Origin of the sequence: Rhodopirellula sp. MGV (assembly GCF_002251265.1) — a bacterium.
Lineage (GTDB): Bacteria > Planctomycetota > Planctomycetia > Pirellulales > Pirellulaceae > Stieleria > Stieleria baltica_A.
Genome location: NZ_NPDI01000028.1, coordinates 321,972 through 345,198 on the forward strand (window position 1 = coordinate 321,972; position 23,227 = coordinate 345,198).

General features: G+C 55.8%; 14 protein-coding genes. 8 read left to right on the forward strand and 6 right to left on the reverse strand.

Annotation, left to right across the window (positions count from 1 at the left end; genetic code table 11):
- Positions 1-104: 104 nt before the first annotated feature.
- The 3 genes from CGZ80_RS10190 to CGZ80_RS10200 all read right to left on the reverse strand — a co-directional run bounded on the left by CGZ80_RS10190 (position 105) and on the right by CGZ80_RS10200 (position 4,752).
- Positions 105-995 carry a universal stress protein gene (locus CGZ80_RS10190; protein WP_094413924.1) on the reverse strand — a complete coding sequence of 297 codons (891 nt, stop codon included), beginning with the start codon at positions 993-995 and terminating at the stop codon, positions 105-107.
- A gap of 284 nt (positions 996-1,279) precedes the next feature.
- Positions 1,280-4,117: a serine/threonine protein kinase gene (locus CGZ80_RS10195; RefSeq protein WP_094413926.1), complete on the reverse strand. Its 2,838-nt coding sequence runs from the start codon at positions 4,115-4,117 to the stop codon at positions 1,280-1,282.
- Positions 4,117-4,752: a sigma-70 family RNA polymerase sigma factor gene (locus CGZ80_RS10200; RefSeq protein WP_094413928.1), complete on the reverse strand. Its 636-nt coding sequence runs from the start codon at positions 4,750-4,752 to the stop codon at positions 4,117-4,119. Before CGZ80_RS10200 ends, CGZ80_RS10195 begins: the two co-directional genes overlap by 1 nt.
- A gap of 190 nt (positions 4,753-4,942) precedes the next feature.
- On the opposite strand from CGZ80_RS10200, the gene CGZ80_RS10205 reads away from it, so the two are divergent.
- From CGZ80_RS10205 to CGZ80_RS10220, 4 genes are all read left to right on the forward strand, one after another.
- Complete coding sequence (locus CGZ80_RS10205) at positions 4,943-7,285, forward strand: peroxidase family protein (protein WP_143543838.1); 2,343 nt, start codon at positions 4,943-4,945, stop codon at positions 7,283-7,285.
- 149 nt (positions 7,286-7,434) lie between these two features.
- Positions 7,435-8,430, forward strand: a complete 996-nt coding sequence (locus CGZ80_RS10210) for a YHYH protein (RefSeq protein ID WP_094414024.1) — start codon at positions 7,435-7,437, stop codon at positions 8,428-8,430.
- Positions 8,431-8,599: 169 nt separating this feature from the next.
- Positions 8,600-9,253 (forward strand): (d)CMP kinase, encoded by a 654-nt coding sequence (cmk, locus tag CGZ80_RS10215; RefSeq protein WP_094413930.1) that lies wholly within the window; start codon positions 8,600-8,602, stop codon positions 9,251-9,253.
- Positions 9,254-9,385: 132 nt separating this feature from the next.
- Complete coding sequence (locus CGZ80_RS10220; protein ID WP_094413932.1) at positions 9,386-10,741, forward strand: sulfatase; 1,356 nt, start codon at positions 9,386-9,388, stop codon at positions 10,739-10,741.
- A gap of 19 nt (positions 10,742-10,760) precedes the next feature.
- On the opposite strand, the gene CGZ80_RS10225 is transcribed toward CGZ80_RS10220, so the two are convergent.
- Positions 10,761-11,231 (reverse strand): LuxR C-terminal-related transcriptional regulator, encoded by a 471-nt coding sequence (locus tag CGZ80_RS10225; RefSeq protein ID WP_158222645.1) that lies wholly within the window; start codon positions 11,229-11,231, stop codon positions 10,761-10,763.
- 830 nt (positions 11,232-12,061) lie between these two features.
- Here CGZ80_RS10225 and CGZ80_RS10230 point away from each other — a divergent pair.
- From CGZ80_RS10230 to CGZ80_RS10240, 3 genes are all read left to right on the forward strand, one after another.
- The gene (locus CGZ80_RS10230) at positions 12,062-13,198 is read left to right on the forward strand and encodes an HlyD family secretion protein (protein ID WP_094413936.1); all 1,137 of its coding nucleotides are present in this window, start codon (positions 12,062-12,064) and stop codon (positions 13,196-13,198) included.
- Complete coding sequence (locus CGZ80_RS10235) at positions 13,195-15,426, forward strand: ABC transporter permease (protein ID WP_094413938.1); 2,232 nt, start codon at positions 13,195-13,197, stop codon at positions 15,424-15,426. Before CGZ80_RS10230 ends, CGZ80_RS10235 begins: the two co-directional genes overlap by 4 nt.
- A gap of 69 nt (positions 15,427-15,495) precedes the next feature.
- Positions 15,496-17,673 carry a sulfatase-like hydrolase/transferase gene (locus CGZ80_RS10240; RefSeq protein ID WP_094413940.1) on the forward strand — a complete coding sequence of 726 codons (2,178 nt, stop codon included), beginning with the start codon at positions 15,496-15,498 and terminating at the stop codon, positions 17,671-17,673.
- Here CGZ80_RS10240 and CGZ80_RS10245 read toward each other — a convergent pair.
- A complete protein-coding gene (locus tag CGZ80_RS10245; protein WP_094413942.1) occupies positions 17,657-19,630 on the reverse strand; it encodes a hypothetical protein in 1,974 nt (657 codons plus the stop codon). The two genes, CGZ80_RS10240 and CGZ80_RS10245, sit on opposite strands and share 17 nt — an antisense overlap.
- Positions 19,631-20,204: 574 nt before the next feature.
- Here CGZ80_RS10245 and CGZ80_RS10250 point away from each other — a divergent pair.
- A complete protein-coding gene (locus tag CGZ80_RS10250) occupies positions 20,205-21,719 on the forward strand; it encodes an ammonium transporter (RefSeq protein ID WP_094414026.1) in 1,515 nt (504 codons plus the stop codon).
- 3 nt (positions 21,720-21,722) lie between these two features.
- On the opposite strand, the gene CGZ80_RS10255 is transcribed toward CGZ80_RS10250, so the two are convergent.
- Positions 21,723-23,039: an MFS transporter gene (locus CGZ80_RS10255; RefSeq protein WP_233148344.1), complete on the reverse strand. Its 1,317-nt coding sequence runs from the start codon at positions 23,037-23,039 to the stop codon at positions 21,723-21,725.
- Between the last annotated feature and the right edge of the window lie 188 nt (positions 23,040-23,227).

The following is a 23,227-nucleotide window of genomic DNA, read 5'->3' on the forward strand; positions in this document are numbered from 1 at the left end:
TCGTTGCTTACCGCCTACGCCGGCGTGTCATCCAGGCTCAAGTGATTCAGTGTGACACGCTGGCAAGCATTTAAGTGTGCGGTCTTGGTTCGCACACACGGTTCTCATTGAACTTGTTGCAGCAATTTGTTTCTTGCGATCCAGACACTGCATGGCGCATGCCGCAACACAAATCTGGAGGTGCTGCCGAGCAAGAAACGGTCGACCGCACTGCGCGGGGTCTCTCCAATGACCAGCAAGTCTATTTTGTTGTCTTCAACAAAGGAGACGATCCCTTCGCCAACATGGTCCGTTCGCAACAGGTGCGTTTGGGCGTTGGGGGCGACATCGCTGAGGCGTTCCTTGGCTTCGTTCAAGCCTTGCTCGGCGTGTTTTGTCAATTCCAGCCCTTCATCTGCGATTCGTTCGCCGATGAAGTCTGACAAAAACGTTTGCACTGTTAATAAATGGAATTCGGTGCCAGTTTTCCAAGGCGTCTGTGCGATTTCGTCCAGTGCGGCGAGTCCAGATTGGCACAGTTCGAACGCAAGGCAGACACGAATTGGTCGCGAATGACCCAGTAGCTCAGTCGGGCGAACAACGAGCGTGCTGCACGGTGCATGTGTGGCGACATGGTCGCTAATGCTGCCCAGCAGTAGTCGGGCGATCCCAGAGTGTCCTTTCGCCCCAACGACCATTAGGTCCGCGTTGTCACGCTTGGCGATTTCGACAAGCGACTCGCCGATCGCGCCTTCGGGTGAAACGTGATTTAATTCGACGTTTGCACCATCGAAAATGGATTCGACCTCTTGGAATTTTTCGAGTGCAAATTCTTTATCCCGCTCGAAAGCCTTTTCCAATAGTTCACCAACGGCATAGCTGCTGTGGATATAGGGCCGCTGCACGATCGTAGCGACTGTCAACGACAAGCGGTCTTTGTGTGGCAGGTGGGCAAAGAATTGAGCCGCTTCGAGTGAAGGTCCGGAACCATCAATGGCTAAGATGACGTTCTTCATGGCAATCGCCTCCCGATGTAACGTCAGTGATTCGGGTGCCGGCGTGCAGGGGCGAACGATGCTCCTCTCGTTGGGAGTCCGACGCGTGAAAACGTTGGTCAACCCACGACGTGCCACGGAGTCCGGTGGCAAGCAATCACCATCACCGGCAACCGATTGAAGTATACCAAACGAGGACCTTGCGCGTGATGGCATGCGACGATATAGACCGTGTCAATCGTTTCTCAATCGAGTGGAGTTCGCAATGCGGTTGGGAGCGATCTGAACAATGATATTGCACGTGATCACGGTGTTTGTATCGGCGTGCGACCATCCAATTCGTTGGGGCTCATCGCGACAATACTTTGGATGTGCTGTTGCAGATCATCCCAAGTGGGTAAGTCGTCGCCTTCGAGTGATTGTTGTAATTGCTGGAGTTTGTCTGCGACGCCGGGTTGTTGGACTTGTGCGGCGAACGCATACCGCTGACTGATTTGACCGATCGCCAACACGACAGGGTTGTTTTGATCGCGCAGCAGCAAGCGTTGTCGATCAGGCGTCGGTTCGGTAGAAGTGTCGATGTCCTTTAGCATCGCGATCGGAATGGAACGCAACGCTTGGTTGTAATCTTCGAGAGCCGAATGTTCGTCACCAATTGCCATTTGCATGTCGGCCAATCGCATCGCAAAAAGCGCGTTCCAAAGTGCATAGCCGAAGGCCTGATCGGTGCGACGTAACAGTCTTGATTGACGGCGAAGTGCACGGCGGATCAATGCCCGGACTTCGCGGAGTTCATCAATCGAGTCATTGGGATTGACCGCAAAATGGCGGGTTTTCAGCGTTGCCAGTTTGAACGCCGTATGGATCGCAAGCACTTCGTACGCGGAGACGTTTGGGTAGTTGTCGACCAACCGATCGGCTTGGCGGAGCGCGATTTCAGAATCCCGCAACGCGCGTTCGAGGACATTGAGGGGTAGTGCACGGAAAACGTCAAAGTCGGTCAGTAGCAGCACCTGTTCGTAGGCAATGATCGCATCTTGTTCATGCTGCGGAGATTGATCCATTTTGGATTGCAAGCGGACCTGGACCCAGTCAGCCAGTTCTGTCAATCGGCGGTCGATGGGGTGACGCGATTGTCGGGCACGCAGCACATCACGCATTGCGTTGCGAAGCGTGCAGGAAAGCAGCAGCATCGTTGGCACATGGTCTTCGTTGTGTTTCAACAAGGCCCCCAATCGTTCGATCGCCAGACTTAGCAATGCTTCGGTTTCTTCGTTTCGAGGCGGTCGGATGCGTCCTTGCGGGCTGTTGGGTCGCAGAGACGCTCGAAATGGCTTCCAGGGGTTGTCATTAAATGCGTCGTCAGGCGGCAGCGAGTGCGGTCCCATCCCAGGGCGTGGTTTGCGTGCCAGCAGTAGTTCCGATCGGGCGAGTTCAAATTGTCTGCGGTCTTCTTGATGGGGATCACTCTCGACCTGGCTTACTTCAGTCTCAAGCAGTAGCTGATAGGCGTCTCGAAACGATTGTTTGGAACGTCGGTTTTCGCCAAGCATTTGTTGTGCGATCCCTAATCGATTCAATATCGTCGCTCTCATGAGCAGATCGGTTGAACCGATTTCTGACAAAGCATCTTCAAGTGCGGTTGCGGCAGCTTGGTGGTTGTCGAGGTGCCCGTGAATGGTCGCCAAATGCATTCGGACTTGTGCCGGTGAAAGACGCAGTTCGATCAGGTCGAACGATTCCGCCGTCAAACCGTCGTAGTACTGAATCAGCTTTAACAGTAGTTCTGGCGTTTTTAAATCGACTGCGGGTGCAGAAAAATCGACGGCGTCATAATCAATCGTCGTTGCGTCTGCGGTCGTCGAAAATCGGTCGAATACGGATTCGATTGCGACATCGGCGAGTAAAGCGACTCGCCCGGTCGCTTCGCGGGCATCTTCGGCTCGGTCAAAGCTTTTGCGGATTTCACGCTGGTCAAGAATGGAGACCAATGCGGTGAAGCCTAGTGCAAGGAACAGCAAGGTTGCCAAGACAGACACCGTCTGATTGCGTCTGACCCAACGAATGGTGTGCTCGGCAACGCCCAATCGCCTCGCTTTGATGGGACGGCCTTCGATGTAGTTCTGAAGGTCATCGGCCAAGCTTTGGGCATTATCGTAGCGATAGCGTTGTTCTCGCTGCATCGCTTTTTCGATGATCGTTCGCAAGTCGAGCGGCAAAGACGGTTTGCACTGAGACAACGGAATCGGTCCGCTCGGTTTCTTTTGTAGCAACACCGCTTGTCGAACCGATTGATCGTCCATCGCCGGTTTGCCGGTGACGATTTCGTAAAGCGTGACACCAAGTGAGTAAACATCGCTTTGTGCGCATGCCTCGCCGCCAAGCTGTTCCGGCGCCATGTACCGCAAGGTACCGATCACATCGCTGGTACGAGTGTACGCTTCGGCGTCTTCGATGCGGGCGACACCGAAGTCGGCAATTTGCAGCATCCCGTCTTCGTCGATCAGCAAATTGGCCGGTTTGATGTCGCGGTGCAAGATGCCTTGAGCGTGGGCATACGCCAGCCCCGATGCGGCTTGGAAACCGAATCGTGAAAGTGACTCGGCGATTTTGTCATCGCTGATCGGGTCCGGGGCATCGGGGGAGACGTGATCGCTGATCCAGCGGTCGAGGTTGCGTCCGTAGATCCGCTGCATCACAAAAAAGTAGTGCCCGTCGGCTTCGCCAAAACCGAATACGGGAACGATGTTGGCATGATGCAAACGGGCTGCGGCACGCGCTTCGGTGTGGAAGCGTTGGATGAGATTTTTATCCGTCGGTGATGCGACCTCGTCCTCACGATTCGTTAGTGTTACTTGCGATTTCGGCAAGACTTTTAATGCGACGATTCGATCAAGGGAACGTTGTCGGGCTTCATAGACAACTCCCATGCCGCCGCGGCCGATGGGCGACAACAGGTCAAAGTCACCCAGTTTGGTTGGCGGTTGAACTTTCGCCAGCGGCGACGTGTTGCCCGCGATCACGACATCGCGGGCTTGGTCAAGCAGCTGCATCAGCGGCGCGAGCTCTTTTAGCTTCGCCGCTTGTGGTTGATCGGCCGCGGTTTCGCGATCGGGGTTGTCCTTCGAAGTGCTATCGCTCATTACAAGCCCATCCCGATCCCTTCAAGGACTTCGCGTAGCCGTTCGAGGGCACGGACGTAACGATTGCTTGTCGCGGTGATTGATAGCCCGAGGACTTCGGAAACCTGTTTGTTGGAAAGGTTTTCGAAGTGACGCATGGCAATGATTTCTTGATCTTGTTCGCTGAGTGTTGCGATGGCCTTTTCCAAGACCGCCAATTCTTCGCCACGTACGGCAACTCCGCTCGGTGTGGTCTGCTTGGCAGCGATCCGATCGGCAATTGAGACAGCCGTGGTTTGCGGATAAGGGCCTGCCGATCCGCTGAGCTTGATTTCGCGGCCGGCGGAGCGTTTACCGGCTCCGAGGTGGCGGCGGTGCACATCGACCATCGTTTGGGTCACGATCATACGGAGCCAGGCAAAGACGGTGTGCTTCTCGTCACTCAAAAAGTGCTTGAGGCGTGACTTTGCTGCCAAGAACGCTTCTTGCAAAACGTCGTCCGGGTCGATGCGTCCTGAAAGACGACGGTCCATCCTAAAGGTGACCAGATTGTGAAAAGATTCACGATGGACGCAAAATTGGTCAGCGAGTGTGGAATCCGGATCAGCCAATAGCTGCGCACGTAATTCTGATTCGTCAATGCTGTCGTCATTCATCGGTCACGCCCTCTACATAACTGCTCGGCGCAGGGCCCTGATAGCGAACAGTGTCGCCCAAAGCTCACACGTTTTTTAACGCTTTTCATGTGGATCACACAGAATCCCAGCGTTGGATCACCTATCGGCAGCCCTTCTCAGCCTCGGCTTCCGACCTTCTCTCTATCTCTTCTTTAGCAGGTTTGTTCCGATGAAACGATCCGCAATCACGTCATCAAGGAAGAAAGGACGACGAAAAACAGCTCAGGACAATCGAACTGAGACTCGACGCAGGCTGCGTCTGGAAACCGTCGAAGCACGGCAATTGCTTGCCGCCGATTTGGGGGCGGACGCCGACACGTCGGCACCGGCAATTGAGTCAACTTTGCAAACGGAAATTCAATCCGCCGCCTACGAATCCGAAGACATCAACCGCGACGGACAGGTCACGCCGATCGATTCGCTGATGGTGATCAATCGACTCGCACGCCGCGATGGTGACGGGCCAAACGATCTGTCGATGGATCTGAACGGCGACGGGAGAGTCACTCCAATGGACGCGTTGCGAATCATTAACCGAGTGGGACGCCAGCAACAGAAACGTGACCCCGCACCGCCACCGCCTCCACCCGCACCTAGCCCAACTCCGGAGCCGGAGATTCAGTCATTCGACGGCTCGGGAAATAACCTTGATCATCCAGAGTGGGGAACGGCTGGCAGCGAGTTTTCGCGACAGGTCGAACCAGACTATGCTGACGGAGTCTCCACGCCGAGCGGTGACGATCGGGTTTCGGCACGCGAGATCAGCAACCTTGTCTTTGACCAAGACGAGTCAATCGAAAGCTCTCGTGGGTTGTCTGGATTCATTTGGCAGTTCGGTCAGTTCATCGACCATGACATCGATCTCACACAAAACGCAGATCCCGCAAGTGGCGAAGCGTTCGATATCGAAGTCCCCGCCGGAGATCCCCACTTTGATCCGTTGGGTACCGGCGAAATGGAAATCGGGCTGACGCGTTCGCAAGGCGCTGAAGGAACCGGTGATTCGATTGACAATCCGCTTCAGCAGGTCAACGGGATCACCGCGTTTATTGATGGCTCGATGATCTATGGGAGCGACGCCGAGCGAGCCGATGCTTTGCGAACATTCGACGGCGGCCGGTTGAAGACGAGCGAAGGTGACTTGCTGCCTTTTAATACCGATGGCTTGCCCAACGGCGGTGGTACTTCGGACAGTTTGTTCTTGGCTGGTGATCTGCGAGCCAACGAACAAGCAGGGCTGCTCGCAATGCATACGCTTTGGGTTCGCGAGCACAATCGGATCGCAGATCAAATTGTCAGCGAGCAGCCAGAGCTTTCTGACGAACAGGTCTACCAGCGTGCACGGCGAATGGTGATCGGGGAACTGCAAGCGATTACGTTCAACGAGTACCTACCTGCACTGCTGGGGCGTGATGCCATCGCACCCTACGAAGGATACGACGCAACCGTTGACCCAACGATTTCGAATTTGTTCGCGACGGCGGGTTTTCGATACGGTCACAGTTCCATTCCGACCGAGATGTTGCGTTTGGATGACGATGGCGAAGTCATCGACGCAGGGAACTTGGCCCTTCGCGACGCGTTCTTCAATCCTAGCGTGATCGCCGAAGGCGGTATCGAATCGATCATGAAGGGGTTGGCATCGCAGCACAGCCAAGAGGTCGATACGAAAGTCGTCGATGACTTACGCAATTTCCTGTTTGGCCCACCGGGAGCAGGCGGCTTCGATCTCGTCTCGTTGAACATTCAACGCGGGCGTGATCACGGATTGCCGGATTACAACGCGGTGCGTGAGCAACTCGGACTTGATCGAGCGGAAACCTTTGCCGATATCACTTCGGATGTCGAACTCCAGCAATCGCTCGAGCAAGCGTACGGTGACACTTCGAACATTGACGTCTGGGTCGGCGCACTGGCGGAGGACCATGTTTCTGGCGCCAGTGTTGGCGAGACGTTGCAGCGGATTATCGCCGATCAATTCATGGCGCTACGCGACGGCGATCGGTTCTGGTACCAAAACACGCTCGAAGGGGAGCAGCTTCGTCAGGTCAGCCAAACGCGACTTAGTGATGTGATTGAACGCAACACCAGTTTGACGTCGTTGCAGGATCATGTTTTCTTCGTTGAAGACGCTGGCCCAAATACGGCGGATCCGATCGGGGATCGGCCCGCGCCGCCGTTGCCACCACCACCAGCTCCGTCGCCAGATGCTCCGTCACCCGTTGACAGTGGGCAGCAAAGTGACGGTCCACGTCCATCGGGGCCAAGCGGTGATCGTGGTGTGGTTCAAGAAGATCCGAATCGATTGCCGCCTCCACCTCGCCAAACGGATGGTCAGCCGCCACTGGGTTCAGGGGACGGCTCTGGTGATTCGATGCGGCCCGTTGGTGCGAGGGCAATCGACCAGGTTGCGGGCAACTCGGATACCGAGACCCAGGATGCTGCAGGGCGACCACTGGGGTCCAGTCCGTTGTCGCCCGATTCGGTCGATCAATTCTTTCGCATGATGTAGACGATTGAATGCTCGCGGTTTGCGTCGGTCGGAGTTGCCTCTTCGGCCGACGTGACGCGATAATAAAACACTCACAACCTCAATCGATCATTTGGTTTGTCGCTGACAAACGTTTTGTATTGCCAATCCTCCTTCGTAATGGATCATGCATGTTTAACTCGCGAAAGTCGTTCGCCATTTGCACCCTGCTCGCCGCAACAACCGTTGTTGCTCACGAAGGTCATCATGATCATTCGCATGGTGAGAACCTTGTTGTAGCGGCAACGGGAAACCCGGCAGGGGCGTTTCAGTCAAAAGTCACGATGACGGAAGCGAACGGTGTGCGGACGATTCGCAGCAATGGGCTGCCTGAACATGCGACGGGCCAGTTTCCTGGGCCGCGGAACCCGAACCGGATTCAGGAGCAGCGTTACGAATTTCGGATGCCGCTGAATCCGCAACCGGCATCGAAGCCTCAAGAGCTGAAGCTCGGGAAATTCGGCGTTGCGGTCAACGGTGTACCGATCGATCCGGGGGCAGCCGAGTTCTGGCGACGAGATTTTCAAAGTCCTTGGCAGTACGCCGTGATCAACGGCAAAATCGACTTGGGATTGGACATGAACTCCGCGCATGTACAACCAGGTGGTGAGTATCACTACCATGGCCGACCCGCCGATTTGATTTCCCGGCTTCGTGAGCAAGCTCGCAAAGAGAACCGGTCGATGACGTTGGTCGGCTACGCCGCCGATGGCTATCCGATCTATGACTGTGAAGTGATGGGGAGCGATGGAAAGACGAAGACCTTGCATGCCAGTTATCGATTGAAATCCGGACGCCGCCCGTCAGGCAACGATGGTCCTGGTGGTCGATACGATGGGACCTTTATCGCCGATTGGGAGTATGCCCATGGCAAAGGCGACTTGGACGAATTCAACGGGATGTGGGGAAGGACGTCGGAGTATCCCGACGGGACATTTTTTTACGTTTTGACCGAAGAGTTCCCTTATGTCCCACGCAAATTTCGCGGAACTCCTGACGAGAGTTTTGCATTGAAAGGACCTGGCGGTCGTGGTCGTCCCGGTTTCGGGCCCCCACGCGGTTCACGGCCCGGTCCGCCGCCGTTTGGCCCTCCGCCATTTGGGCCACCTCCTGCGACGCCTCGCTAGTCAAAGAGGTGTCTCAAGGAACGTCGCAATCTGCAAGAGATGCTATTGGCGCGGTGTGTTTCGCGCCGGGATCCCGCCGATCCAGAATCCTTGGGCGTAGGCAATTCGCTGGGTTCATGTTATCAAAGGTGACCAAGATCCCGATTGTTCCTTTCGAGTTGACTTCGCCTTGATCGTCACCATCGATGGCCCCGCCGGCGCCGGAAAAAGCAGTATCGCCCACCAAGTCGCATCCCGGTTGGGTTTTGAATTTCTCGATACCGGTGCGCTCTACCGGGCGGCAACGCTCGCGGCGATACGTGCCAGTATCGATCTGAATCACAGCGAACGGCTTGCCGAGTACGTCGGTCAGATCGAAATCACTTGGCAAAACAACGTCGTTTGTCTTGGCGGTGAAGACGTATCGGGATTGATTCGCACGCCCGAAATCACTCGGTCAATTCGGTTCCTTGCGGATGTTCCCGCTGTTCGGTCGGAGCTGTCCGGACTGCAGCGCCAGATTGCTGACGGTCGTGATATCGTTACCGAAGGCCGCGATCAGGGCGCCGAAGTGTTTCCGGATGCAGAGTGCAAGGTGTTTTTGACCGCCTCGCCGCTCGAACGCGCCAAACGTCGCATGCGGCAGCTCGCCGATTCAGGGCAATACGTGTCGGTCGAGGAGGTTCTCGCAGCCCAAAACCAGCGAGATCTCGAGGACCGTTTACGCGATGTCGGTCGTCTGCGCGCTGCGGATGACGCCACTGTGATCAACACCGACGGAATGCTTCCAGAGCAAGTGCTGCAAGCAATCGTGGATTTGGTCCAGTCAAAAATGGTCGAGTGAAGCCAAGCGGCGACCGTTTTGCAGTCGCGCTTCACTCGGCGATATATTGGAGGGATGTTGGGTTAAACCGCTGGTGTGATCATCGGTGTTGCCCTACACATCCCCACCCTCCAATCCTCCCCGGGATGACTGATGAGACACTTGCAAGTCTTGACGCTGCTGTTGCTGTGCGGCGCTCCTGTCGCGACGATTTCTGCCGAAGATCAAAAGCCGCCCAACGTATTGTTTGTCGCGGTCGATGATTTGAATCATTGGCTAACGTTTATGGGGCGTAATCCACAGGCGCGAACGCCGAACTTTGATCGCCTGGCGAAGATGGGGCTGGCATTCACCAATGCGTACTGTGCCGTCCCTGCATGTGAGCCTTCGCGATGTGCGTTGATGGGCGGGCAGCGTCCTTGGGTGACCGGTTGCTACCGCAACGGTGACAAGTGGAAGCAATACCAACCGGCCGGAAACGGGCTTTCAGCCCAGTTCTTGAAAGCTGGCTACCACGTCGCTGGCGCCGGGAAAATCTATCACTCGATGGCCTATCATCCATCCGAATGGACGGAGTATATGTCCAAAGAAGGGCTCTCTAGCAATGGCCCCGGGGTTCAGAAAATGGACGGCTATCACGTCGATAAGCAGCATCCCAATTTGAAGGATGACGACCTGATCGATTGGCATACCACTGACTACTGCATCGAGCAACTCAAGGCAGACCACGGCAAGCCATTCTTTATCGCATGTGGTCTGTACAAGCCGCACTTGCCATTCGTAGTGCCACGCAAATACTACGACGCGTTTCCGCTCGAATCGATCCAGCTGCCACCGCATCGTGAGGATGACCTTAGTGACATCCCGCCCGCAGGCGTGCGGATGGCTGGGCCGAGCGGTGATCATGCTAAGTTCCTGAAAAGCGGGCGTTGGAAAGCAGCCATACAGTCTTACTTGGCCACCTGTGCCTACACCGACATGAACCTCGGAAGGCTGTTAGATGCGTATGAGCAAAGTCCGCAGCGTGACAACACAATCTTAGTTTTGTGGACCGATCACGGTTGGTCGTTTGGCGAGAAGGAGCACTGGCGTAAATTTGCGCTTTGGGAAGAGCCAACACGGACGCCGATGATTTGGGTCGTGCCGGGTGTCACAAAGCCCGACACGCGTTGTGCTGCTACCGTCGATCACATGAATATTTATCCGACCCTGTGTGAACTGGCCGGGCTGCCAAAGCCGTCGCATGTGACAGGGTATTCAATGACGGAGCTTCTTGAGGATCCGGCAGCCAAATGGGATTACCCGGCAATCACGACGCATGGGTTCAACAACCATGCGGTCAGGACGGATCAGTTTCGGTACATTCGATATGCCAACGGCGATGAGGAGTTGTACGCATCTCAAGACGATCCGTACGAATGGACGAACCTCGCCTCCGACCCAGAGTACGCCGCGACCAAACGTGAGCTCGCCAAATGGCTGCCCAAAAAGCAAGTCCCAGCGAAGTAAGCGACAGGCCGTTTGGGCACTAGTCGACTTTCGAAAAGTCACGTAGCAACCCGCGTTCTTCGAAGCGAACGAGCAGTCGAACGATTTCGACTGTTCGATCGAGGCCGAGTTCATCGAGAATCCGTTGGCGATATTTTTCCACCGTTTTCGTGGATACGCCAAGTTGCTGCGCAATCGCGCGAGTGGTTTCTCCGAGCGCACTCAGGATGCAGATTCTCTTCTGTGTCGCTTCGAGTTGTTTATAGATTAAGAACTGTTTCGCGATGTCGTATTTTAAGTCGAAGTCTTCTGCGTCCAATCTGGTCGGGACGGCAATTAATAAGATCCAGAACGGTTCATAACTAAAGTTCGCGAGGCTTGTTTTGTTGGCGCGTACCAAGTAACGAATGCCATTTCGGCCTGTCGTAAAATATTCGAACTGAATTTTTAGGAAGCCCTGTTGAAGAAGAGCATCGCTTTGCCGGGACAGATCGATGCTTGATTCATCCACGATCGCATCGCTGCTTTTACCTAGTGGTAGCTCATCGCAATGTAAGAAGAAATCGCGGTAAGAAGCATTAAGGCACGTGATGGTCCGATTCTTACTTTTGATGATGACCGGAACTGTAAATTCATTCAGGTCTAAAGGTGTAGATCGGTCGCCTTCAAACCAGTGAACAATAGAGTGTTCAACTGCTTCGACCGTTGCCGAGAATTGGTGATAGCCTTCGCGAATCTTATCCCGCCACACCGCTTATCTTCGCATTTGCCATTGATCAAAAGTGATCGGTGCCGTAATTTCTCGCTCCTTCAACATGTATAGCGTTTCAGGGGTTTCCTATCCTCACCCTGAAATACAATGACCTGCGAAACGAGTGGGTTGGGGGCGCTATCTCTCGCACGGAACATGGGGCAACAGATGTGCGTGAGTGTCCAAATCGCCCCCAACCCCGTTCGCACGTAAGAGTCCAAAGGGTCTTACGTGAGAGCGAAAAGCTATACGGAATCTGATGGCATTGGAACAGTGATTTCGAAACTTTCCTGTAAATTTTAACCTGCCATCAACTTCTTTTTTAAACGCCTCAATCTGTTGATGGCAAATGGGTGTGCGATAGGGATCATCTGATCACTTTGTGACCATTTGATGGCGTAAACGTTCCACCTTCGTTGCGCAAGGTTTTGGTTTTTGCAGCCTCGTTTCTTTTCGGCTGCTGTTCGGTGCCGGTGGCGAATCGTTGCACCCCGCCGTTGTTTGTGACAGGCGTGCTTCCCATCAATATGCGTTTTCCTTAACGTTGGAGGAAGTGCGAAACTAAACCGCGTCACTCTGGACGGAGCACCATGAATCCTCGGGTAATTTTGATCCCGTTTGCCGTGCTAATTCTGGCCGGGATGTTGATCTACAGCCAAGTTCGCACTCCGCCCAACAGGGTTTCGGGGTTTATCGAAGCCGACGAAATCCGTCTCGGCTCGCGTATCGGTGGTCGGGTCGCAAAGGTGTTGGTCGACGAAGGGCAATCGGTCGAAGCGGGGCAATCGCTGGTAGTGCTTGAGCCGTACGACTTGTTGGAGTTGGAGCGGCAAGCGGCTCTGACGTTGGCGGCCCGCGAAGTCGACTATCAACGCTTGGCACGTGGCTTTCGACCCGAGGAAATCGCTCAAGCGAAGGCGCACCGGGATCAGCTAAAGGCGCAATTGGATTTGTTAAAAGCCGGCCCTCGCCCTCAAGAAATCAAAGCCGCGGAAGCTCGCCTGACCGCAGCCAAAGCGGAGACACAGCTTGCCGAGCAGCTTTACGAGCGGCAGCAAACATTGGCAAGAAACAACGCCGTTTCCGCCGATGAACTCGACCGTAGCCAACAGGCATTCGAAAGTGCCGCGGCAACGCTTGACGTGCGCGAGAACGAATTGCAATTGATGCAGCTTGGCACTCGGGACGAAGACATCCGGGCGGCCGAAGCCGCATTGGAGGAAGCCGAGCAAGCCTGGCAACTGAAAGCCAACGGCTACCGTGAAGAGGAGATTGAGCAGGCAAAAGCATCGCGTGATGCGGCAAAGGCGGCCTTGGATGCGATCGGCCAACAAAAGGCCGAGCTGACGATTCACAGCCCGCTTTCCGGAACAATCGACTCACTCGACTTGCAGCCTGGTGATATGGTTGCCGCCGGCGCACCCGTGCTATCGATCATGGATCATGAACACCTGTGGGTGCGAGCCTATGTCCCGCAGAACCGTGTCGCACTTTCGGTCGGGCAAAAATTGCGAGTGACCGTTGATGGTGCCCCGGAAACCGAGTTGACCGGTACGGTGTCGTTCATCGCAAGGCAGGCTGAGTTTACGCCGAACAATGTGCAGACACCGGAAGAACGCGGGAAGTTGGTCTTTCGGATTAAGGTCGCTTTAGAGAAGGCAGCTGACTCGCTGCGGCCCGGAATGTCTGCGGACGTCTGGCTTGATTCGATCGGTGATGCCAAATGACCGATTCGGTAATCCAAGTCAGCGGGCTATCGCGATCCTTTGGAGATCTTGTCGCCGTCGATGGAGTCAGCTTTGATGTTCGTCGCGGTGCGATCTTTGGATTGCTGGGGCCAAACGGCAGCGGCAAGTCGACGATCATTCGGATGTTACTGGGTGTGTTGCCACCGTCTTCTGGTACGGCGACAGTGCTTGGCTACAACGCGATTAACGACGCCGAACGGATCAAGAGCCGTGTGGGATATATGTCCCAGCATTTCAGTTTGTACGCGGACTTGTCGGTTCAAGAAAATATCGACTTTTATGGTCGTATCTACGGGCTCGAAAACGACGAGCTTGACCAGCGTCGGGCGGCCGTGCTGGAGCTGACTTCGTTGGAGAGCCAAACGCAAAAACTTGCCGGGACGCTTTCCGGTGGTTGGCAGCGACGGTTGGCACTTGCTTGTGCGTTGATCCATCAGCCCGACGTGTTGTTTCTCGACGAGCCGACGGCGGGGATTGATCCTGTCGCAAGGCGTCAGCTATGGGATCTGCTCTTCGAGCTTTCCGGACGCGGTGTCACGTTATTCGTCACGACGCACTATATGGATGAAGCCGAACGCTGCAGCGATGTCGGGTACATCTACTTGTCGAAGCTGTTGGTGCTGGGCAAGCCAGACGAATTGAAATCGCTTCCACACGTCACCCCGGAAGGTACGAAACGCGTTGAGATTCGCGTTCCCGCTCCGGCCGAAAAACTGCACCAACTTCGTGATGACGAATCCGTTCACGACGCGACCTTGTTTGGTGAAACGATCCACGCCTTGGTCGACGAAACGGTAAATCCTTCGCAGTTGCGGTCGCTCTTGAATTCGCCCGATGATCAAATCGATGTTCGGCCGATCACGCCGTCACTCGAAGACGTCTTCGTCACGCTGACACAAGACGCCGAACGGCAACGACTGGACAACGAATCCGATGGTTCGGATGCCTCCGAATTCAACTCCGCAACGTCACGAACTGACGCGGAATCGGAGGCTGGGCATCAGGTATCCAGCGCCCGTCAACCGGCGGCCCGTCAACCGGCGACTGGTGCGAGCATGATCCGAGGCTGGTGGGCGATCTTGGTGAAAGAGTTCTTTCATATCCGCCGCCAGCCAACGACGCTGTTTTTTATGTTTGTCGTTCCGGTGATGCAGACGATCATCTTTGGCTATGCCATCGATACGCAGATCGAAAACATCCCGATGGTGTTGTTCGACATGGATCAACATCAGCAGTCGCGGCGTTTGGTTTCAGCGTTCTTGAACACACGCAAGTTTCGCTTGGAACAACAGGTCAACGACACCGAATCGTTCGAGCGTGCGCTGACATCGGGCAACGCGAAAGTTGGGCTTCGAATCCCGCCGTTCTATTCCGAGCGACTGCTTCGTGGCGAGCAGGTTCAAGTCCAGGTCTTAATCGATGGCAGCGATTCGCAGGTCGCGACGACTGCGATGAACACGGCGCAGTTGCTGGGCATTACGTCCGCGATCGAGATGGCGCGGACACGCGCCGAAGCGTTGCAGGTCGCGCCGTCGCGGGACCGCTCGGGACACGCCGCAATGCCGCTCGAGGTGCGTTCACGGATCCTTTACAACCCAGACCTCGAAAGTTCGCACTTCTTTGTGCCCGGACTGGTCGGAATCATCTTGCAGCTGGTCACATTGTTTTTGACTTCGTTTGCAATCGTCCGCGAGCGTGAGCAAGGAACGCTCGAGCAACTGTTTGTCACACCGGTCAGCCGCGGTGGACTGTTGCTTGGCAAGCTGCTTCCCTATGCCGCGGTCGGATTTGCCGAACTATTGTTGGTACTGACGGTGATGGTTTATGGGTTTGGCGTACCGATCAACGGCAGTTTAACGCTGCTGCTGATATTCTCGATGATGTTCATGATCTGTTCGCTTAGCTTGGGTTTGTTGGTATCGACGATCGCCAAGACGCAGCTCGAAGCGATCCAATTGGCATTCATTGTGATGCTGCCATCGGTTTTGTTGTCCGGGTTTATGTTTCCAAGAAGCGAGATGCCGCTGCCGATTTACCTGGCGACGTTTGGGATCCCGGTGACTTATTTCATCGACATATTGCGAGGCATCGTGCTGCGGGGGGCTGATTGGGCAGATCTGATTCCCTCGGTGTTCGGATTACTGGTGTGCGGAACATTGATCCTTTTTTTAAGTGTGTTGCGATTTCAAAAGCGACAAGCGGTGTAATGTCCGGCACGGCTGGGGAGCGGTTAGCTACAATGCGGTTCCTTCCCTCCTGCCCCACCGCGACGTCTTATGAAATACGCTTGCTTCGCCTTGCTTTGTGTTGTTGCCGGATTGCGCACAGCACATGCAGATGACCGCCCCAATATCGTTTTCTTTTTTGCCGACGATCAAACGACCAGTACGCTGGGCTGTTATGGCAACTCGGTCGTGCAAACGCCAACGATCGATCGACTGGCTGCCAACGGCACCCGATTCGAAAACATGTTTGTCAGCCACTCCATCTGCTGGGTCAGTCGCACGACGATTCTGTCTGGGCTGTATGGGCGAAGCTACGGAACACCAAGCAGCCCGGAAACGGCGCGACCAGACGCTGTGGCAGAGCTGTATTCAGATTTGCTTCGCAAGGCGAACTATCGAACGGGTTATTTCGGTAAATGGCACGCCAAGATGCCAGCGGGGTACAAGCCGGCCGAGCACTTTGACGATTTTGAAGCGATCGGACGCAACCCGTTCTACAAACGACTGCCCGACGGCAGCTTGCGTCATGAGACTGACTTGATCGTCGATCGTGGGATCGAGTTTTTGCAGTCGCAACCGACCGACCAACCGTTCGCGTTGAATTTGTGGTTCAACGCTTGTCATGCCGAGGACAGCGATCGGCGACCCGGGATCGGCCAGTTCCCCTGGCCCGAATCGACTAACGGCATGTACGACGACTTGCAGATTGCCGAGCCGCGTTTGTCTGACCCGGCAATCTTTGATTCGCTGCCGGAGTTTATTGCGACTGCGATCAATCGCGAGCGATACTTTTGGCGTTGGAATACAGACGAAAAATACCAGGCCAACATGAGAGCGTACTATCGCATGGTCACTGGAATCGACAACGCGATCGCACGATTGTTGAGCGTACTCGATGAACGCGGCCTCGCCGACAACACGATCATCGTTTACTCGGCCGATAACGGTTACCACATGGGTAATCGAGGATTAGCAGGGAAGTGGTCGCATTTCGAAGAGTCATTGCGAGTTCCATTGATCGTCTATGACCCGCGTGTCGACAAGTCAGAGCGTGGCAAGGTCTCCGACGCGATCGCGCTGAACGTCGATCTGCCTGCAACCTTTTTGGATTGGGCGGGAGTCGAACAGCCGAAGCGTTTCCAAGGTGAGAGCTTGCAGCCGATCGTGAGCTCAGAAACGCCATCGAACTGGCGCAGCGAATCCTTTCACGAGCACTTCGCGGTTCGGAATCGTATCGCCGCATTTGAAGGACTTCGCAATAACGAGTTCAAATATGTTCGCTATCTAGACGAAGGCAATTACGAGTTTTTGCATGACTTGCAAAACGATCCCGACGAGCTGATCAATGTCGCGTCCGATCCGAAGTATGCCGAAACGCTGCGGTCGATGCGTGAGCGGACGGATGCGAAGGTCGCTGAACTGGGCGGTCCACTCGATCCGCTAGAAGGGCCGTTTCAGAAGTCAACCGATCGGCATCCCGAAGCATCGGCGGCAAACGCGGGGCCGCTTTTCGATGGCAAGTCGTTGCGTGGTTGGGATGGAAATCGCGAGTATTGGTCGGTTCAAGACGGTGCGCTGACAGGAACGGCGGACGGCACGTTGAAGATGAACCGCTTTTTGTCTTGGAAGGGTTCGACGGTGCGAAACTTTGACTTGAAAGTTCAGGTCAAGGTGACAGCCGGAGGCAACAGTGGGATTCAGTATCGTGGTGCCTCACGACCGGAGATCGACTTGGACATTGTGAGCGGCTACCAGTGCGACGTCGTCGCTAATGTTCCGCAGTACAACGGGATGCTCTACGAAGAACGTGGACGCAGAATCTTGGCTCATACCGGCGAACGCGTCATCATCGATCCGCAAGGTCGAAGCTGGGTGGTGGGGAAGATGCCGGTAAAGGAATTCGAACCGGACCGCTGGCACGAATTTCGGGTGCTTGTCGAAGGCAATCATCACCAGCACTGGATCGACGGTCATCAAACCGCTGATCTTTGGGACTTTGACGAGCAGGGCCGTTCACTCGAAGGCGTCTTCGCAGTCCAGGTTCATGTCGGGCCGGCGATGAAGATCCAGTACAAGGATTTTCAAATGACGCATCTGCCCGATGCGTTGCCGCTAGGTACCTTCGAAGATCACCCCATTCCTGAGGATGCCTATGGTGTGCGTCCTCAGGGACGCGTGCCTGCCGATTGGCAGCCACCGGTCTACGGTCAAATCAAACGCGGCGAATGAATTCCTCGGCATAGGAACGGACTTCTCGCCCGTTTAAGACGTGGACCATGCGAAGTTGCTGAACTTGTTCGTCGCTAAACGAACTGAGTGGAACGTGGACCAAAGTCTTTTTGTGGCGGCGGGCGAGTCGTCGCCAGCCTCCACCGGGCGGCAGGGTGCTGAGCATTGCGATTTGGCGTCCGCGGCTGTGCAGGCATGCTGCCGCAATCAAGCGTTCCTCCAACGTCTCGGTAAAGTCGAGTCTTGGATCACTCCAGATCTCTGGAATCCAGATCGGAGGGTACAGGAACAATGCCCCGCCATAACGTGCCAGCCCGATTCCGGGGCCGACCATTTCTTCGCCAAAGTTCGTCGCGTAAAACGCCAGCGTCGATTCGTCCTTATGCTCGGCGAACCAAGTTGTTCGCCAAGGATAGTCACGTGGATCCGATGGTGAATCGAACAGCATCACGCAAGCGTCCAGTGTGCCACGGCTTGGCGGGATGACTTTGACGTAGATGTCTTTGTCATACCAATGGCGAAGTGTGTCGCGAATATCGATGCCGTCCTTCACGCTGGTGGTGAACTTTTCGGTGCGTGCCAAATCATTGCCGATGATCGCTTTCGCACGATCGAAGACTCGCGTTCGAAAGTTTTCGATGCGTTCGTCCTCGGGTGTGTAGCTGCATTGCGAGTGCGGGTTCCACTGGTATTTCCAGCGGTGTTTTTCGGGCAGTGATGGGTTGCGTTTGAGTTCCAGGGTTCGCCAGCTGAGTGGCGGTCCGGGCAAGCGATTGACCATCGAGTGGACCTCGCCATCGGGCAGTCTGGCTTGGTCGATTCCCAGTTTGACTTCGGGCACATCGTCCCACTCTCGGCTGGCGGCATGCTCGGATGCGTACGAGTATTCGTTGGCAAGCTGTGCGACATGCAGTGCGTATTGGTCGCCCATGATTTGTTTAGCGGCCATCACGATTGTGATCAGATCCGGCGTCATCCGTCGCGACATCAGTGAGAGGTTGCGGATGTACTGCAAGCACTTCGAGAGGTGCAGCGGTGTGATACGGCGGGCGAATTGCTTTAGCTCGTCACGATAGCTCTGTCTTGCCGCGATCAGCAGTTCTTTGACGCCATCGATTTGCACATCTTCGTCGTTGTCCAGTTCGCGGCGAGCCCGTTCATACAGCCCGGTGATGTAAGGCAGTTCGCCAAACAGGAACATCAGAGTTCGCGGATCGATCGCGTAGCGGACGGGAGTTTGAACGATATCGTGTTGTGGTTTTTCGGTCGGTTCTGAAATCTCGTTTCGCGGTGAGGTGCGAGAGAATCGTTCGGTATAAGCCTCGCGGACCCAGGGCCAGTGAAGCACGTTGGTGACGTAAAGGATCCGTTCGAATCGCTGTTCCAGATCGGCGAGGCGTGATGCCATGTGCTGGATCCGTGCCCGGGTCTGGCGATCGGCCGGACGCGGCAAGCTTGGCAGAACAGCGGCGGCGAACCGTTCGGCAGAAACCTGGCGAACGGCAAACGGGTCCGGCATGATGGAAGAGAACGGCAGAAACGGGTCTGTTTCTAAGTCGACATAGGCGCGAGCGATGTGTTCGCCCATCGCTGCGCGGATCGCCATGATGACCGGTTGGCAGGGGTCAATCGGGACGTAACTCGCCGGGCCATCGTCAAGTTCAAGCGATTCGTCTTCTTCTGCTGTGCTCGAGCTATACGACTCTTCGAACGTCGTGAACTTGGGCGAAGGCGGTTGGATGACGATTGAAGGCCGCGGCAGTTCCAGGATCGCAGACTCCACCGGCTCGCGAAAGGACTCGGGCAAAGGCACCGCGACACAATCAAAATCTTGTTCCAGCATCCAGCGGCGGACCATCTGGGAGAACTGCCCGCTGCCATGGATCACTGGCAGAACCGCGATTCGGTCCCCCAGGCGAAGGAGATCTGGGGGGCAAAATCTCGTCTTACCGTTCATTGGTCGTTTATTTGGCCTTGCGGCACTCTTTGGGGCGATATAGGATCACTGCACCTGAGAGATATTATTTTTTTGTCGCCTACTCAAGCACGGATTCGTGTGCGACATCGCTCGAAGGCTCATCGGACTTGCGATTGCTTGTCAGTCTACCAGTTATTTTTGAAACGCAGGTGTTTATTCCCACCTGCGTTTCTTTTTTGCGCGCCGCGGCGATCTGCCTCCGCTTGCCGATTTCAACCGCATCCGTTTCGGGGCGTCTCCTGTGCAGTTCTCGCGGTTTGCTCGCAGGTTGATGTCATAGCGAAAAACGGCAATTCCGCTTATCTTATTCAGTGTTGCGGCCTCCCCCCGCACACTTACTCCCCAGACGCCGGACACCCGCGAACTCCCCTTTTTTGTCGGTCCGAGTCCCGATCGCAAGTCTTTGAAATGGATTGGCTTGTGAGCTCGGGAAGGCGGTCGGATTGATCGAAACGAATCGCATCCCAATTGTTCCGGCGCCCTCAAAGTTCTTTTAAGACTTTTCCCCTACGAGGTGACTGTTGTGAAGCACTGGACATGTCAACGCACAGCGGTGTGGTTGGCCACGTTGCTGTTGACGTTGTTAACGTTTGGCCCTGTTGGATCTGTCGTCGCGCAAGACGCTGCCGCACCGACATCGACTGAAACCGCCGCCGAATTGACCGCCGATGAAACTCAAGTGCCGTCTGCCTCTGAAGGCAGCGATGCCGCGACCGGTGAAGCGGCTGCTGGCGAACCGGCCGGACTGACGGACGACGAGATTGCCAATTCTCCGCTTGGTGCTCACAACTCGTGGATGCTGCTGTGCTGTGCACTGGTGCTGTTCATGACCGCGCCTGGGCTGGCGATGTTCTACGGCGGCTTGGTCCGTCGCAAGAACGTGCTCAGCGTGATGATGCAGTGCGTGTTCTTGATGGGACTGATGACGGTGATTTGGGCGGTCTACGGTTACTCGCTGGCCTTCGGACCGACCGCACCTGGCAGCTGGATCGGCAACGCCGATTACCTGTTCATGAACGGTGTCGCTCGGCAATGGGACGAGAGCCTGAATGCGCCCGTGACACCGATGGCTGGCCAGATGCCTCGCCTGACACACATGTTGTTCCAAGGCATGTTCTTTATCATCACCCCAGCCCTGATCTGTGGTGCGTTTGCCGAACGAATGAAGTTTAGCGCCATGGTCGTGTATTCGATCCTGTGGGGCACGTTCATTTATTGCCCGCTCTGCCACTGGGTTTGGGCGGAAGGACCCTTGTCGTACTTCGCCGGTGAAAAGGCATTGTTCGGCGGGATGGCCGGTGCACTCGACTTTGCTGGCGGAACCGTCGTCCACATCTCCAGCGGTGTTTCCGCTCTGGTGGCGGCAATCTTGGTCGGCCCACGAATGGGTTACCCCAACGAACCGATGCAGCCACACAACCTGACCTACACCGCGCTCGGTGCGGCGATGTTGTGGGTGGGTTGGTTTGGATTCAATGCCGGCAGTGAACTCGCGATCGACGGTTTGACTTCCAGCGCATTCGCCACCACGCACTTCTCTGCGGCGGCCGGTGCCGTCGCCTGGGCGATGACTGAATGGATCGTACTCGGAAAACCAACCGTCTTGGGTGCCAGCTCTGGCGCTGTTGCCGGTTTGGTTTGTATCACCCCGGCCGCTGGCTTTGTTCAGCCAATGCCCGCACTGATCATGGGCGCGATCGCTGGTGTGGTCTGTTACTGGGCATGCAGCAAGCTGAAGCACACGCTGAAATACGACGACGCGCTTGACGCCTTTGGTGTTCACGGTGTCGGCGGAACTGTCGGCGCGATTTTGACCGGCGTCTTTGCAACCCGCGTGGCGTGGAACGTTGCCGACGGCCAGCCGTTGGGACTGATCGAATCGGGCAGCCCGACCTTGTTGATCAAGCAGGTTGTCGCCGTGCTGGTCACGTTCATCTTCGCGGCGGTCGGTAGCTTGATCCTGCTGAAGATCATCGACATCGTGATCGGCTTGCGAGTGCCCGCCGAAAACGAGCAACGTGGTCTGGACATCACCGATCACGGCGAAGAAGGCTACATGTTTGCTTAGTCGCTAATGCCGAGTCTTCTCGGTGACACGAAAGAGCATTCCGATCGCGGCGGTGCACAGCAATGTGAGCCCCGCGATTTTTTGTGCGCCGCCCACGCCGACCCAATCGAATTCGGCAACATATCCCCAAAGCAGCGAACCGGAGGACATCGAAAGCGCCAGCGATGTGAGGTAGAAACTCATCCCGCGAGCTCTCATCCGACCTGGCAAAATCGTTTGCGCCGCGGTGTTCAATGTTGTCAGCGTCATCATCCAGCCGAACCCCATGATCAACATCGAGATCACTGCCACCCAGCCTTGGCTGCTGGTTCCCATCACGCATAGGCCGACGCCCATCAGCACCATCGCAAACGCGATCGTTGTGTTGTTGCCGACACGGTGATGCAGTCGGTGAAGAAATCTTGCCGCAATCACGGCGCCAGCACCAAAGCAGGTGACCAGGAGGCCAAAGCCGTCCGCGTCCCAGTGCAGCCGTTCGCGGGCAACCAGTGGCAGCAAGCCCCACAAGGCGCTGGCGGGAATGATAAACAGCATGACGCGAAACAGTACATGCCGCATGTCATCCGTTCGATAGACATAGCGGATGCCCTGGTAAAGCGACTTCCGGAACGAAAGTCCTCGGGACGACTCGCTGCGATTTCGTTTCCACATCAGCAGCACGACAATGACACCGGCAAACGAAAACGCGTTGACCGAGAACGCGATCCATGACCCGGTGATCGCCACCAAGGCTCCCGCGAGTGCCGGCCCGACTGCACGGGCCAAATTGAAATTCAAACTGCCAAGTGCGATCGCGCGAGAAAGCTGTTTGCGTTCGACCAACTCTGGAATCGACGCCTGCCAAGTCGGGACGTGCAGTGTTAGTCCCAAGCCGATCACGAATGTCAGTCCCAGCAGCAACCAACTGGTTACCACGCCAGTGGCGGCTAACACCGCTAGCGATCCGGTCGACAACAGCAGGATGAACTGCGTCACGAGCAGCAGCTTGCGGCGGTCGATTCGATCGGCCAGTACGCCTGCGGGAATTGCTAACAAAACAATTGGCGTCGCCATCGCGGTTCGTACCATCGAAACCATCTGAGGCGAGGCGTCCAGATCCGTCATCAGCCAACCGGCCCCGATTTCGTGCATCCAGGTGCCGAGGTTGGAAACGAGGGATGCGATCCAAAACGATCGATAGACCGGCTGGCGCATTGGGGCCCAGGGAGACAGGTCGTCAACGACGATCGGCTTGGCGGGGGGAGCCGGGTCCGCAGGGGGATCGGCGGTCGCGACCGCCATGTCGACCGAGGTTTCGCTTTGCTTGTCACTGATGTCCATTGCCTACACCTTCCTCCAGTGGCAAGCAGGTGACAAGGGGCATCGCGAGATCATTCGTTTTCGCTTGAAGAAGACTCGAAGTGAACGGTGTGTCGGGAGGAACACAGTGCGGGATAAACGCTGTGTTGGAACGCATTGAACAGATCGCCCCAACAGTACAGACTACTGCCGCAGATCCATCGTCCAAC